Raw genomic sequence first — 14,624 nt, 5'->3', positions numbered from 1 at the left:
CGGTCGGTTCCGCTCCGGTACCGGCTACACCGCCCGCACCAATGGTCTTCGACCGACGACTGTGGCCGCGTCGCCCGGGGCCAGCGGTCTGCGAGCGACGACGGGAGCCGCGTCGCCCGGGGTCAGTGGTCCGCCACCGACGACGGGAGCGCACGCAACGCATATGAGAGCTCCTGTCTTCGCTATGACCCGGGTGGCCGCACACAGTAGGTGGATTGTGTGCGGCCACCCGTGCCAGGACGAAGCGAAAGCCCACATTCGGCGATCGTGTGCGTTGACCAACGTCACCCATCCTGCTGTTGGCGACCCGCGGCGCTTCGATCATCACGGCCAGAAACGGTAGGGGCGGCAGGAGCGGCGGAAGCGGCGCGGACGGTGGGAATGGCGGGAAGGCGCGGGAAAGCGCGGGTGCGGCGAAGCCGGCGGTGACTGAAGCGGAACGCGCGGTCTGGGCGTACGCCGTGCGACCGCAGGCGGTGCGACCACGGGCGGTGAGTGGAGCGAAACGTGGGGCCGGGCGCACGCCGAACGACCCGTGGCGGTGAGCGAAGCGGAAGTCGGGTGTGGGTGCACGCCGACCGACCGAGGCGGTGAGTGAAGCGGAAGTCGGGTGTGGGTGCACGCCGACCGACCGAGGCGGTGAGTGGAGCGGAAGTCGGGTGTGGGTGCACGCCGACCGACCGAGGCGGTGAGTGGAGCGGAAGTCGGGTGTGGGTGCACGCCGACCGACCGAGGCGGTGAGTGGAGCGGAAGTCGGGTGTGGGTGCACGCCGACCGACCGAGGCGGTGAGTGGAGCGGAAGGCGGGGCCGGATACACGCCGAATGACCCGAGACGGTGAGTGAAGGGGATCGCTGGGCCTAGTGCACGGCGAACGACCGAGGCGGTGAGTTCGGCTGTCGGCATTCCCGCTGCTCGCCACCGCGGTGAGCGAAGCGAAACGCAGGGTCTTGGGTGAACGCCGAGCGGCCGCAGACGGCGAGTGACCGGAACGCGGGGTCTGGGGCCTCGGGCCCCAGCAAAAACGAAACAAGCGACCCCGTCCGCGCTTTCCGCGGACATGGATCGCCTGGAGACTTGTGCCCCCGGCAGGATTCGAACCTGCGCTTTCGCCTCCGGAGGGCGACGCTCTATCCCCTGAGCTACGGGGGCTCAGTGATGATGAGCCTAGCAGGACCCCCGACGGCCCGGCCAACCGGTATCGCCGAAAACGGACGGGCCGCCGGGAATTCCCGGCGGCCCGTCGATACTGCCTGGTCAGGAGGTGGCGCCGAGCTTCTCCTGGAGGGACTTCATGTCGGTCATCTCGCGCTGCTGGCTGTTGATGGTCAGCTGCGCGGCCTCGACGACCTCCTTGTCCTTGCTCACTGCGACGACCTCCTGGGCCATGTGGACGCCGCCCAGGTGGTGCTTGATCATCATCTGGAGGAAGAGGCGGTCGCCCTCGATGCCTGTCGACTCGCGGAGCCGCTTCATCTCGTCGGGGGTGGCCATGCCCGGCATCAGGCCGTTGACCACGCTCTCCGCGCCGTCGGGCATCCAGGCCATGGCGGGCTGGGAGCCGGTCGGCTGGAGGTTCCACTCGCGGAGCCAGGCCTGCATCATGCCGATCTGGCCCTGCTGGTTGAGGGCGATGTCGACGCCCATGGTCCGCACTTCGGGGTCGGAGGCCTGCGCGTACGCGATGAGCCCCATCTCGACCGCCTGGGTGTGGTGGGTCGTCATGTCCCGGGCGAAGCCGGCCTCGGCGGAGTCGTCGGCGGGCAGGCTGTCGCCGCGTGGCACCAGCAGACCGATGGCGACGCCGAGGACGAGCCCCACCACCAGTGCCACCGGAATCCAGTAACTGAACCGGGGCGGTGCCGGAGTGGGGTCGTCCGCAGTGACGGGGTCGGGCACGGATCAGCCTTGCGGGGTGCTGCCGGTGACGGAGACGCCGCGGTCGCAGAGCGCGGTCGGTCCCTCGATCGAGGCGTTGACGCGCAGCGACTTGATGAACTCGTCGATCCGCGGGTCGTCCACCGAGTCGACCTTGAGCTGGTAGCCCCAGGCCTGGAGGGAGACGGCGTTGCTGAGTCCGGGGAACGGGCTGAGCATGGTCTTCTCCTTGCCCTCGACCTTGGCGGCGAGGGTGGCGACCTGGTCGGCGGGCAGGTCCGGACGGTAGGTGATCCACACCGCGCCGTGCTCGAGACTGTGCACGGCGTGCTCGTTGGGGACCGGCTCGGTGTAGACGACACCGTTGCAGTTCTCCCAGGCCGGGTTGTGCTCACCGGCCACCGGTGGGGTCTGCTCGTACTTCAGGACGCCGCTCTTGTGCTGGCTGCCCTTGACCAGGTCGGGGTTGGTCTCGCGGAAGTTGACCAGCCCGGAGATGGCGGCGGCCCGCTCCTCCCACGGCACGGCTTTCTGCTTGTCGCTCTTGACGGAGGCGAAGACTCCCCAGCCGATGATCCCGACCGCGATGACCACGACGAGACCGGCGACGGCGATCGGGCCCCAGTTGCGGGCCCCGGCGACTTTCACCGGGGTGACCGGCTTGCGGCCCTTGCCCTTGCCGCCCTTGCCGGTGGGGCGTGAGCCACCGGGCCGGTTGGCGCCGGAGCCGCCGGTGGGGGGCTTGCCCTGACCGGTGGTCTTGCCGACCTTGACGGTGGACGGGACCCGTTCGGGCCCCGGAGTGCTCATGCTCATCGTGCCTCGTCGATTCGTCAAAACGGGAAGGGGCGGGGCTCGGGTGGCCGCCGAACGCCGAAGTCTACCCCCGATAGCATGGCTGAGTGACTCCCGCCAACCTTGCTGACACCGTTCTCTCAGCCGCTCGTGCCGTATTCGAGACGCGCGGACTCGATGTCGCGCTGCTGCCCGCCGCGACGACGGTGGAGCGGCCGCGCAACCCCGAGCACGGCGACTACGCCTCCAACCTCGCCCTTCAGGTGGGCAAGAAGGCCGGCGTCGTCCCGCGTGAGCTGGCCACGGCACTCGCCGAGGAGCTGCGCCGCCGGGCCGGTGTCGAGGCGGTGGAGATCGCCGGGCCGGGCTTCCTGAACATCCGGCTGGACGACGCGTCGCTCGGCGCGATCGCCCGCCTGGTGGTCGAGGCCGGCTCAGCGTATGGCCACAACAGTGCCCTGTCCGGCGAAAAGGTGAACCTGGAGTTCGTCTCGGCGAACCCGACCGGCCCGATCCACCTGGGGCACACCCGCTGGGCCGCGGTCGGCGACTCGCTGCGCCGGGTGCTGACCGCCGCGGGCGCCGAGGTGACGAGTGAGTACTACATCAACGACGCGGGTGCGCAGGTGGACCGGTTCGCCCGGTCGCTGTTCGCGGCGGCCAACGGCGAGCCGGCCCCGGAGGACGGCTACGTCGGCGACTACATCACCGAGATCGCCAAGGAGATCACCGACGCCGACCCCGGTCTGGTGGGGCAGCCCGCCGAGCAGGCGCTGCCGATCTTCCTGGCCCGCGGTTACGAGCTGATGCTGAAGGAGATCCGGGAGAGCCTGGAGCGCTTCGGCGTGCACTTCGACGTCTGGTTCTCGGAGCAGACGCTGCACGGCGGCGGCGCGGTCGAGCACGCCATCGAGGAGCTGCGCAAGCAGGGGCACATCTTCGAGGACGGCGGCGCGATCTGGTTGCGGACCACCGACTTCACCGACGACAAGGACCGGGTGCTGATCCGGTCGAACGGGGAGAAGACCTACTTCGCGGCCGACGCGGCGTATTACATCAACAAGCGGGAGCGCGGCTTCGACCGCTGCATCTACCTGCTAGGCGCCGACCACCACGGCTACATCGGCCGGCTGAAGGCGATCGCGGCGTGTGCCGGCGACGACCCGCAGAAGAACATCGAGATCCTGATCGGCCAGCTGGTCAACCTGGTCCGGGGCGGGCAGCCGGTGCGCCTGTCCAAGCGGGCCGGCAACATCATCACGCTGGACGAGATGCTCGACGCGGTCGGCCCGGACGCGGCCCGCTACTCGCTGGCCCGGTCCTCCACCGACTCCACGCTCACGCTGGACATCGAGGAGATCACCAAGAACTCCAGCGACAACCCGGTCTTCTACGTGCAGTACGCGCATGCCCGGATCTGCTCGCTGCTGCGCAACGCCGAGGAGAAGAAGATCAACCGCGCCGAGGTGTACGACCCCTCGCGGCTCTCCCACGAGCGGGAGCGCAACCTGCTGAAGACGCTCGGCGAGTTCCCGGGTGTGGTGGCGACCGCCGCCGAGCTGCGTGAGCCGCACCGGATCGCGGTCTACCTGGAGGAGCGGGTGGCCACCGACTACCACCGCTTCTACGACGCCTGCCAGGTCCTGCCGAAGGGTGACGAGCCGGTCTCCGAGTTCGCCCAGTCGCGGCTGTGGCTGGCCGAGGCCACTCGTACGGTGCTGGCCAACGGTTTGGACCTCCTCGGGGTCTCCGCGCCGGAGAGGATGTAAGGCATGCGCGCACACGAGGCCGGGGCCCTGCACGGTGACCTCGGTAATCGCGGGCCGGCCTGGCTGCGTACCCCCGAAGATGTGAACGCCCTGGTGCCGCAACTGTGGCCGCGGACCGTGACCAGGACGGACGCCGGGGGTCTGGAGATCGGCGGCGTCAGCGTCGCCGATCTGGCCGCCGACTACGGCACGCCGGCCTACCTGCTCGACGAGGAGGACCTGCGGGCCCGCTGCCGCGATTTCGCGGCGGCCTTCGCCGAGGCGGACGTCTACTACGCCGGCAAGTCGTTCATCTGCAAGGCCGTGGTCCGGGTGATCGACGAGGAGGGGCTCTTCCTCGACGTCTGTTCCGGCGGTGAGCTGGCGGTGGCGCTGGCGGCCGGGTTCCCGCCCGAGCGGATCGGCTTCCACGGCAACAACAAGTCGGTGTCCGAGCTGCGCCGGGCGCTGGAGGCCGGGGTCGGCCGGATCATCGTCGACTCGTTCCACGAGATCGCCCGGCTGAGCGAGCTGGCCACCGAGCTGAACAAGCGGCCCGGTGTGCTGCTCCGCGTCACCGTCGGTGTCGAGGCTCACACCCACGAGTTCATCGCGACCGCCCATGAGGACCAGAAGTTCGGGTTCTCGCTGGCGGGCGGGGCGGCGTTCGCGGCGGCGGCGCAGATCCTCGACGAGGGTGTGCTGGACCTGCGCGGCCTGCACTCGCACATCGGTTCGCAGATCTTCGACACCAGCGGGTTCGAGGTGGCCGCCCGGCGGATCCTGGAGCTCCAGGCGCAGATCCGGGACGCGCGCGGCGTGGAGCTGCCGGAGCTGGACCTGGGCGGCGGTTTCGGTATCGCGTACACCACGCAGGACGACCCGTCGACGCCCGGCGATCTGGCCAAGCGGATCAACAAGATCGTCGAGTCGGAGTGCGAGCTGGCCTCGCTGCGCAAGCCGCACCTGTCGATCGAGCCGGGACGGGCCATCGTCGGCCCGGCGGTCTTCACCCTCTACGAGGTGGGGACGGTCAAGGACGTCGACGGCATCCGCACCTACGTGAGCGTGGACGGCGGGATGAGCGACAACATCCGCACCGCCCTCTACGACGCCTCCTACTCGGCGACGATGGCCAACCGGCGCAGTGACGCCGAGCCGTTGCTCGCCCGCGTTGTGGGAAAACATTGTGAGTCCGGGGACATTGTCGTGAAGGATGAATTCCTGCCCAGCGACGTGCAGCCCGGAGATCTTATCGCGGTCCCCGGGACCGGTGCGTATTGCCGGAGCATGGCCAGCAACTACAACCACGTTCCTCGGCCACCCGTGGTGGCGGTTCGCGACGGCGCCGCCCGTGTCATCGTGCGGCGGGAGACCGAGGACGACCTGCTTGCATTGGATGTTGGATGAGCCCCGCCAAATCCGTCCGCCTCGCCCTGCTGGGCTGCGGCATCGTCGGTTCCGAAGTGGTCCGTCTCCTGCACGAGCAGCGTGACGACCTGACCGCCCGGATCGGCGCCCCTCTGGAGATCGCCGGCATCGCGGTGCGGCGCCCGGGCCGGGAGCGCGGCGATCTGCCGGTCGACCCGTCGCTGTTCACGACGGACGCGCTGGGTCTGGTCAAGCGTGACGACGTGGACGTGGTGATCGAGGTCGTCGGCGGCATCGAGCCGGCCCGGACCTGGCTGACCGAGGCGCTGCGGGCCGGTAAGAGCGTGGTCACCGCCAACAAGGCGCTGCTCGCCGAGGACGGCGGCGCGCTGCACGACGCCGCCGCGGACGGCGGCGCCGATCTCTACTACGAGGCGTCGGTGGCCGGCGCGATCCCGCTGCTGCGGCCGCTGCGCGAATCGCTGCACGGTGACCGCGTGACCGCGGTCACCGGCATCGTGAACGGCACGACCAACTTCATCCTCTCCTCGATGGCGTCGACCGGCGCGGGCTTCAACGAGGCCCTCGAGGAGGCCACCGAGCTGGGGTACGCGGAGGCCGACCCCACCGCCGACGTGGAGGGCTTCGACGCCGCCGCGAAGGCCGCCATCCTCGCCTCGCTGGCCTTCCACACCCGGGTGACCGCCGCCGACGTGTTCCGTGAGGGCATGACCGGGGTGACCGCCGGTGACATGGCCAGCGCCAAGGAGATGGGCTGCACGATCAAGCTGCTGTGCATCGCGCAGCGCACCACGGACGCCGTCAGTGTCCGTGTGCACCCGGCGATGATCCCGCTCACCCACCCGCTGGCCAGTGTCGGTGACGCCTTCAACGCGGTGTTCGTCGAGACCGAGGCGGCGGGCCCGCTGATGTTCTACGGCCGGGGCGCCGGTGGCCGTCCGACCGCGAGTGCGGTGCTCGGCGACATCGTGGCCGCCGCCCGCAACCGGCTGACCGGGGCGCGCGCGCCGAGCGAGAGCAACTACGCCGAGCTGACGGTCCGCCCGATCGGTGAGTCGCTGACCCGCTACCACATCAGCCTCGACGTGGCCGAGAAGCCGGGTGTCCTGGCCACCGTGGCCGGTGTCTTCGCCCACCACGAGGTGTCGATCGCGACGGTCCGCCAGTCCGGCCGGGAGGACGACGCGAAATTGGTCATCGTCACCCACAGCGCTCCGGACGCGGCGCTGGCCGCCACGGTGGAGGCCCTGTCGCGGTTGGACATCGTCCGGTCGATCGCGAGTGTGCTGCGCGTCGAGGGGGGTGCGGGCTAGTGCTCGGCCACTCCTTCGGTCTTCGTGCGCGATCCGGACGGCCACAACGTCGAGGCCGTCTGTCACCGTCCTGAATAATGGTCATCCGGTCCCATGGATCGGGTGAGTCCGGCACGCTGGGCCGGAACTTCCCAGCTTGAGTGAGGAGTACTGCCATGTGGCGGGGCTTGATCGAGGCGTACCGGGACCGGCTGCCGGTGTCCGAAGCCACACCGGTGGTCTCGTTGCACGAGGGGAACACCCCGCTGGTGCCGGCGCCGGTGCTGTCCCAGCGGGTCGGTGCTGACGTCTTCCTCAAGGTGGAGGGCGCCAACCCGACCGGCTCCTTCAAGGACCGGGGCATGACGATGGCCGTCTCCAAGGCGGTCGAGGACGGTGCCAAGGCGATCATCTGCGCGTCCACCGGCAACACCAGTGCCTCCGCCGCGGCGTACGCCGCCCGTGCCGGGATCACCTGCGCGGTGCTCGTGCCGCAGGGCAAGATCGCGCTCGGCAAGCTGGCCCAGGCGCTGGTGCACGGGGCCCGCCTGCTTCAGGTCGACGGCAACTTCGACGACTGTCTGGCGCTCGCCTCGAAGCTGTCCCAGGACTACCCGGTGTCGCTGGTCAACTCGGTGAACATCTTCCGCCTGCACGGGCAGAAGACCGCGTCGTTCGAGATCGTCGAGGCGCTCGGCGACGCGCCGGACATCCACTGCCTGCCGGTCGGCAACGCCGGCAACATCTCCGCCTACTGGATGGGCTACCAGGAGGACTTCGAGGCGGGGAACAGTTCGAAGCTGCCGAAGATGTACGGCTTCCAGGCCTCCGGCGCGGCCCCGATCGTGAACGGCGCGGTGGTCGAGCAGCCGTCGACGATCGCCACCGCGATCCGGATCGGCAACCCGGCGAGCTGGACCAAGGCGCTGGACGCGCGGGACGCGTCGGAGGGCCTGATCTCGGCCGTCACCGACCGGGACATCCTGACCGCGTACCGGCTGCTGGCCCGCGAGGTCGGCGTCTTCGTCGAGCTGGGCAGCGCGGCCAGCGTGGCGGGTCTGTTGCAGCAGGCGGCGGCGGGGCGGATCCCGGCCGGCGCGCGGGTGGTCTGCACGGTGACCGGGCACGGTCTGAAGGACCCGGAGTGGGCGATCTCGACCGCTCCGTCGCCGACCGTGATCGCTAACGATGCGTTGCTCGCCGCGAAGGCCCTCGACCTGGCCTGAGCGCCCCTCTAGTTTTCCCCGGTTTCCGGATCGGCCGCAGCGTGGTCTGACAGACTGGCTGCGGCCTCTTCGGCTGCCTGGGATCCCGCTTCGCGGACCAGCAACTCCATGGCCCGGGCCACGATCGTCAGTTCCTCCGCTGAGAGCCGGCTGAGGAGTTCACGCTGCTTCGCCACCCCTGCCGTGATGATGCCATCGATGACCTCGGTGCCCGCCTTCGTGAGTCCGATCCGGCGAACCCGCCGGTCGTTCATGTCCTCCGCGCGCGTGACCAGGTCCTGCACGACGAGGCGGTCGACCATGCCACTGAGAGCCGCGGCGCCGACACCGAGCATCCGGGCCAGTTCACCGCCGGCGAGCGTGCCGTGCCGGGACAGCAGCAACATGATCTTCAGCTGCGACATCGTCAGGTGTGACGAGAAGAGCGGGTCGGACCGGTCATCGGCGAACAGGTGCTCGAGTTGGATCGACGAGCCCATGATGTCCGCGATGAGCTTCTCTTTCTCGCCCAGCGCCTGCTCCTTTTGTGACGTGCCGGTGGCGTGTTCGTCTCCACCTGATGACGGACGGTACCAGCGGAGTTCGTTCGCGACCTACCTCAGCCCGCGTTTCGCACACCTGGTGGGCGCGCCGCCTCCACCGTCGCGAACAGACCTCGGAGGCCCCCTGGTGAAAAACCATTTGTTCGCGTCATGCAAACTATCAGTATCGACCGAATCAATCTCGGGGGAGCGCCCATGTCAGCTCTGACACGGCTCAGCCTTGCCAACCGAGGTCTCGTCGCTCTGATCGCCGTGGTGATCAGCGGCTTCGGGCTCTATGCGATCCCGTCCCTCAAGCAGCAGCTCTTTCCCTCGATCGAGCTGCCCGCCGCGTTCGTCAGCGCGGTGTTGCCCGGAGCCTCGCCGGAAACGGTCGAGGAGCAGGTGACCAAGCCGATCGAGGACGCGGTCAAGGGCATCGACGGCATCGACACCGTGACGTCGACCTCCCGCGAGAACGCGGCCAGCGTCGTCGTGATGTTCGAGTTCGGCACGGACATCGAGTCCGCCGTCAACCAGGTCACCACCTCGATCAACCGGATCCAGTCGCAGCTGCCGGACAATGTCGACCCCGCGGTCTTCGCCGGCGGCACCGACGACATCCCGGCGATCGTGCTCGCCGCGTCCGGTGGTTCCGACGAGGCCGATCTGCTCCGCAAGCTCAACGAGACCGTCGTGCCGGAGCTCAACGCGATCGAGGGCGTCCGCGACACCCAGGTCACCGGGGCCCGGGCCAAGCAGGTCGTGATCACTCCGGACCTGGCGAAGATGGGCGCGGCCGGCGTCAACCCGACGTCGCTGACCACCGTGCTCCAGGCCAACGGGGTCTCCATCCCGGCCGGCGCGGTCACCCAGGCCGACAAGTCGCTGACCGTGCAGGTCGGCACCCCGATCACCTCGGTGGACCAGCTCAAGGACGTCTACCTCAACGGTTCGCGCGGCCCGGTCCGGCTCGGTGACGTCGCCGCGGTCGAGAGCAAGCTGCCGGCCGCCGAGTCCTATACGCGGACCGACGGGGTGGACAGCCTCGGCATCGCGGTCACGGCCCGGCCCGACGGCAACCCGGTCTCGATCTCGCACGAGGTCCGGGACCTGCTCGCCGAGCTCCAGAAGGACTCCGGCGCCACGCTGACCGTGATCACCGACCAGGCGCCGTACGTGGAGAGGTCCATCGAGAGCCTGACCACCGAGGGCCTGCTCGGTCTCGTGATGGCGGTCGTGGTCATCCTGGTCTTCCTGCTCAGCGTCCGCTCGACCCTGGTCACCGCGGTCTCCATCCCGCTCTCCGTGCTGGTGGCGCTGATCGCCCTGTGGATCGGCGACTACACCCTCAACCTGCTCACCCTCGGCGCGCTGACGATCGCGGTCGGCCGGGTGGTGGACGACTCGATCGTGGTGCTGGAGAACATCAAGCGCCACCTCGAGTACGGCGAGGAGAAGGTGCACGCCATCCTCGGCGCGGTCCGTGAGGTGGCCGGCGCGGTGGTCGCCTCGACGCTCACCACGGTCGCCGTCTTCGCGCCGATCGCCCTGGTCGGTGGTCTGGTCGGGCAGATCTTCTCGTCCTTCGCGATCACCGTGACGGTGGCGCTGCTGGCCTCGCTGTTCGTGTCGCTCACCATCGTGCCGGTGCTGGCGTTCTGGTTCCTCAAGCCGCCGCCCGCGGGCGCCGACAACGAGGCGATCCGCCGGGCCGCCGAGGAGAAGGAGCTGCGCAGCCCGCTCCAGCGCGGCTACCTGCCGGTGATCCGGTTCGCCACCACCCGGCGCTGGACCACGGTGCTGATCGGCATCATGGTGCTGATCGGGACGTTCGCGCTCTCCACCCGGCTGGAGACGAACTTCCTCGACGAGTCGGGGCAGGACAGCCTGAACATCAGTCAGGAGCTGCCGCCGGGTACCAGTCTGGCCGCCACCGACGCGGCGGCGAAGAAGGTCGAGGGCATCCTCGCGGCTCGCGCCGACATCACCACCTACCAGGTCACCGTCGGCGGCAACTCGGCCAACCCGTTCGCCGGGGGCGGTGGGTCCGGCACCGCCAGCTACAGCGTGGCCCTGGACGAGGACGCCGACGCCGAGCAGGTCTCCGACGGCCTGCGCGACGAGTTCGCGCGGCTGACCGACGCCGGCGAGATCAAGATCGGTGAGGAGAGCTCCGGGCTGGGCAGCAGCCAGCTCTCCGTGCAGGTCTCCGCCGCCGACAACGAGGTGCTCGCCACCACTACCGAGCAGGTGCGGACCGCGATGGCCGGGATCTCCGGCGTCACCGACGTGGACACCAGCCTGGTGGCCAGCGTTCCTCGGCTCGAGGTGGAGGTGGACCGCAAGGCCGCCGCTGCCGCCGGGCTCACCGAGGCGCAGATCGGTCAGACCGTGGCGGGCATGTTCCGCAGCGTCCCGGCCGGTCAGATCAGCGTCGACGGTGCCGGTGAGGACGTGGTGATCTCCTTCGGTTCGGCTCCGGCCGACCCGGCCGCACTGCGGGCACTGCCGCTGACCACCCCGCGCGGGCCCGTCCCGCTGGACCAGGTCGCCGACGTCAAGGAGGTCGGCGGTCCGCCGACGATCAGCCGGGCCGACGGCAACCGCACCTCCACCGTCACCGGTGTGGTCGTCGGCTCCGACCTCCGCAAGGTGAACGCCGACCTGGCCACAGCCATCGACGGGCTGGAGACGCCGCCCGGAGCGGAGATCACCATCGGCGGTGTCGGTGCCGACCAGGCGGAGGCGTTCGGGCAGCTCGGCCTGGCCGTACTGGCCGCCATCGCGATCGTCTTCATCATCATGGTCGCCACCTTCCACAGCCTGCTCCAGCCGGTGATCCTGCTGGTGTCGATCCCGTTCGCGGCGACCGGCGCGATCGGCCTGCTGCTGATCACCGGCACCCCGCTCGGCGTACCGGCTCTGATCGGTGTGCTGATGCTGGTCGGCATCGTGGTGACCAACGCGATCGTGCTGATGGACCTGATCAACCACTACCGGGCCCAGGGCTACGGGGTGCAGGAGGCGGTGATCGAGGGTGGCCGGCACCGGCTCCGCCCGATCCTGATGACCGCGATCGCGACCATCTTCGCGCTCATCCCGATGGCGCTGGGCCTCACCGGCGAGGGTGGCTTCATCTCGCAGCCGCTGGCCATCGTGGTGATCGGCGGTCTGGTCAGCTCGACGCTGCTGACGCTGGTGCTGGTACCGACGCTCTACACCCTGGTGGAGAACCGCAAGGAGAAGAGCCGGGCCAAGCGCCGGGCCAAGCGGCTGCGCAAGGGCGAGGGCGACGGATCCGGTACGCCGAAGCACGCCGCCGACGAACCGTCCGACGACCTGGTGTCGGCCGGGGCGGCGGCGCCGGATTCCAGCGGCGGCGCCCACGAGGCACGGCCCGAGACCGGCAAGTCGGCGCTGCGGGGCTTCACCGACCAGTTCGAGGTGCTGAAGATGCCGCGCAAGCCGGCCGGCCCGGCCGAGTAGGCGGTTGACGAAGGTGATGCCCGGTCCCCGGTGGGGCCGGGCATCGCCTATATGGTCGGTACGTGCCAGCAGCCTTCTCGGTCCTTACCCGCAACCGTGACTTCCGCCGCCTGTTCGCGGCCGAGCTGGTGGTCTTCGGCGCCGACTGGTTCGTCATGGTGCCGCTGCTCGTGCTGCTCCCGGAGCTGACCGGCGGCGGCACGATGGGCGCGATGGTGCTGGCCGCGGACACCGGCATCCTGGCGTTGCTGCTCCCGTGGACGGGTACGGTCGCCGACCGGGTGGACCGTCGCAAGATCCTGATCGTCTCGAATGCCGCGGCCTTCCTGTCGGTGCTGCTGCTGTTCGCGGTCCGGTCGGAGGCCACCGCCCCGCTGGCGCTGGTGGCGGTCGGCGCGATCGCGGTGTCCAAGGCGTTCTACTCCCCGGCCGCGTCGGCCGCGCTGCCGAACCTGGTGGACCCGGAGGACCTGGCGGCGGCGAACACGATCGCCGGATCCGCCTGGGGCACCATGACGGTGGTGGGCGCGTCTCTCGGTGGCGTGGTGAGCAGCGTCTTCAGCCCGTACGTCTGCTTTGCCGTGACCGCCGTCTGCCTGCTCACCGGAAGCCTGCTGACGACCCTGATCAAGCGGCCGATGCAGGCGCCGCGCAGCGGCGGCGGCGAGCCGGCCCGGGCCCTGCCCGCGCTGCTGGAGTCGCTGCGCTACATCGGTGGCCGCCCGCGGCTGCGTGCCCTGGTGACGGTGAAGTCCGCGGTCGGGCTCGGCAACGGGGTGCTGACCGTGTTCCCGCTGATCGCGGCGGCACACGGGGTCGGTGCGCTGGGGGCCGGGCTGCTGTTCGCACTGCGCGGCGCGGGCGCGCTGGTCGGCCCGCTGGTGATGCGCCCGGTGCTGAACCGGCCGGCCTGGCTGCTGCCCGGCCTGGCCCTGTCCATGGGCCTGTACGGCATCGGTTATCTGGGTGTCGCGTTCGCGCCGTGGTTTCCCCTGGTGGCGGCCCTGGTCTTCGTCGCGCACTTCGCCGGCGGCAGCAACTGGGTGCTGTCCAACTTCGCGTTGCAGGGCGAGGTGCCGGACGCTCTGCGGGGCCGGGTCTTCGCGACCGACATGATGCTGGCGACGCTCGCGATCGCGGTGAGCCAGCTGATCGCGGGCGCGGCCATCGACCGTGTCGACTCGCGGTGGATCATCGCGGGCTGTGCGTCGATCACGCTGACCTACGCGATCGGGTGGCGGATCGCGACCCGTCGGCTCCAGCCCTCGACCGAGCCGACATTCGGGATTACCGGTACCGGGGAGCTTCCGCCGAAATGATCACGCCCTAGCATGTGGCGATGGGCTTGACCTTCGTCACCGAAACGGTCTCCGTCAGCACCCCGGCGACCAGCGCCAATCTGGGCCCCGGTTTCGACTCCCTGGGCCTGGCGCTGACGCTCTACGACGACCTGTCGGCCCGCGTGACCGCCGGCGGCTTCTCCGTGACGGTTCTCGGCGAGGGCGCCGGGGAGCTGCCGACCGGAGCCGACCACCTGGTGGTCCGCGCGATGCTGGAGACCTTCGACGAGGCGGGTGTGCGCCCGCCGGGCCTGGCCGTCGAGTGCGTCAACCGGATCCCGCAGGCGCGGGGCATGGGCAGTTCGTCGGCGGCGATCGTCGGTGGCGTACAACTGGCCCGCGGCCTGATCGCCGGCGGCCTCGATCTGATCGACGACGCGGCCGCGCTGCGCATCGCGGCCCGCATCGAGGGCCATCCGGACAATGTCGCTCCGTGCCTGCTCGGCGGGTTCACGGTGGCCTGGACCGAGCCGGACGGGGCACGGGCGGTTAAGCTGACGCCGGCCGAGGGTGTGCGCCCGACGGTTTTCGTTCCCGCCGAGCTGGGGTATACGGCGTCCGCGCGGGCCGCACTGCCGGCCGAGGTGCCGCATCACGACGCCGCATTCAACGCCGGGCGGGCCGCGCTGCTCACGCACGCTCTCACGATTGATCCCTCGCTGCTGTTCGCGGCCACCGAGGACCGGCTGCACCAGGGCTATCGCGCTCCGGGGATGCCGGCCACGGCGGCTCTGGTGGCGGCGTTGCGTGCGGTGGGAGTGGCCGCCGTGGTCAGCGGCGCCGGCCCGACCGTGCTGGCACTGACCGAGGTCCCGGACGATTTCGCGCCGGGTGCGCACTGGCACAGCGAAGTGCTGGGCGTGGATGACGTCGGTGCTCGTGTGAAAGGGGGTATGGTGGAACACGCCGAGCGGGGTCCTGTTGCCGCAGGTCGCACGAGTTGA

Annotated in this window: 10 protein-coding genes and 1 tRNA gene; 7 read left to right on the top strand and 4 right to left on the bottom strand. The window is 69.9% G+C overall.

Going from position 1 to position 14,624, the window contains the following annotated elements; all coding sequences use genetic code 11:
• Positions 1-1,079: 1,079 nt before the first annotated feature.
• From BC793_RS08945 to BC793_RS08935, 3 genes are all read right to left on the bottom strand, one after another.
• Positions 1,080-1,151, bottom strand: a tRNA-Arg gene (locus BC793_RS08945).
• Between the two features lie 105 nt (positions 1,152-1,256).
• Positions 1,257-1,898: a DUF305 domain-containing protein gene (locus BC793_RS08940; protein ID WP_109591144.1), complete on the bottom strand. Its 642-nt coding sequence runs from the start codon at positions 1,896-1,898 to the stop codon at positions 1,257-1,259.
• 3 nt (positions 1,899-1,901) lie between these two features.
• Positions 1,902-2,693 (bottom strand): thioredoxin-like domain-containing protein, encoded by a 792-nt coding sequence (locus BC793_RS08935; RefSeq protein ID WP_109591142.1) that lies wholly within the window; start codon positions 2,691-2,693, stop codon positions 1,902-1,904.
• A gap of 86 nt (positions 2,694-2,779) precedes the next feature.
• On the opposite strand from BC793_RS08935, the gene argS reads away from it, so the two are divergent.
• From argS to thrC, 4 genes are all read left to right on the top strand, one after another.
• The gene (argS, locus tag BC793_RS08930; RefSeq protein ID WP_109591140.1) at positions 2,780-4,441 is read left to right on the top strand and encodes an arginine--tRNA ligase; all 1,662 of its coding nucleotides are present in this window, start codon (positions 2,780-2,782) and stop codon (positions 4,439-4,441) included.
• A 3-nt stretch (positions 4,442-4,444) separates the two neighbouring features.
• Positions 4,445-5,830 (top strand): diaminopimelate decarboxylase, encoded by a 1,386-nt coding sequence (gene lysA / locus BC793_RS08925; protein WP_109591138.1) that lies wholly within the window; start codon positions 4,445-4,447, stop codon positions 5,828-5,830.
• Positions 5,827-7,125, top strand: a complete 1,299-nt coding sequence (locus BC793_RS08920) for a homoserine dehydrogenase (protein ID WP_109591136.1) — start codon at positions 5,827-5,829, stop codon at positions 7,123-7,125. The genes lysA and BC793_RS08920 overlap by 4 nt, the downstream gene beginning before the upstream one ends.
• Positions 7,126-7,280: 155 nt before the next feature.
• On the top strand, positions 7,281-8,330 hold the full coding sequence (thrC, locus tag BC793_RS08915) for a threonine synthase (protein ID WP_109591134.1): 1,050 nt from the start codon (positions 7,281-7,283) through the stop codon (positions 8,328-8,330).
• 8 nt (positions 8,331-8,338) lie between these two features.
• On the opposite strand, the gene BC793_RS08910 is transcribed toward thrC, so the two are convergent.
• Positions 8,339-8,809 (bottom strand): MarR family transcriptional regulator, encoded by a 471-nt coding sequence (locus BC793_RS08910; RefSeq protein ID WP_109591132.1) that lies wholly within the window; start codon positions 8,807-8,809, stop codon positions 8,339-8,341.
• Positions 8,810-9,067: 258 nt separating this feature from the next.
• Here BC793_RS08910 and BC793_RS08905 point away from each other — a divergent pair, with 258 nt between their 5' ends.
• From BC793_RS08905 to thrB, 3 genes are all read left to right on the top strand, one after another.
• On the top strand, positions 9,068-12,340 hold the full coding sequence (locus BC793_RS08905) for an efflux RND transporter permease subunit (protein ID WP_109591130.1): 3,273 nt from the start codon (positions 9,068-9,070) through the stop codon (positions 12,338-12,340).
• A gap of 62 nt (positions 12,341-12,402) precedes the next feature.
• Positions 12,403-13,659, top strand: coding sequence for an MFS transporter (locus BC793_RS08900; RefSeq protein WP_109591128.1), 1,257 nt, complete (start codon positions 12,403-12,405; stop codon positions 13,657-13,659).
• A 20-nt stretch (positions 13,660-13,679) separates the two neighbouring features.
• A complete protein-coding gene (gene thrB, locus BC793_RS08895; RefSeq protein WP_109591126.1) occupies positions 13,680-14,624 on the top strand; it encodes a homoserine kinase in 945 nt (314 codons plus the stop codon).

Source organism: Actinoplanes xinjiangensis, assembly GCF_003148685.1.
Lineage (GTDB): Bacteria > Actinomycetota > Actinomycetes > Mycobacteriales > Micromonosporaceae > Actinoplanes > Actinoplanes xinjiangensis.
The sequence above is the reverse complement of the archived record's forward strand: the minus strand, read 5'-3'. Positions and strand labels throughout refer to the sequence as shown.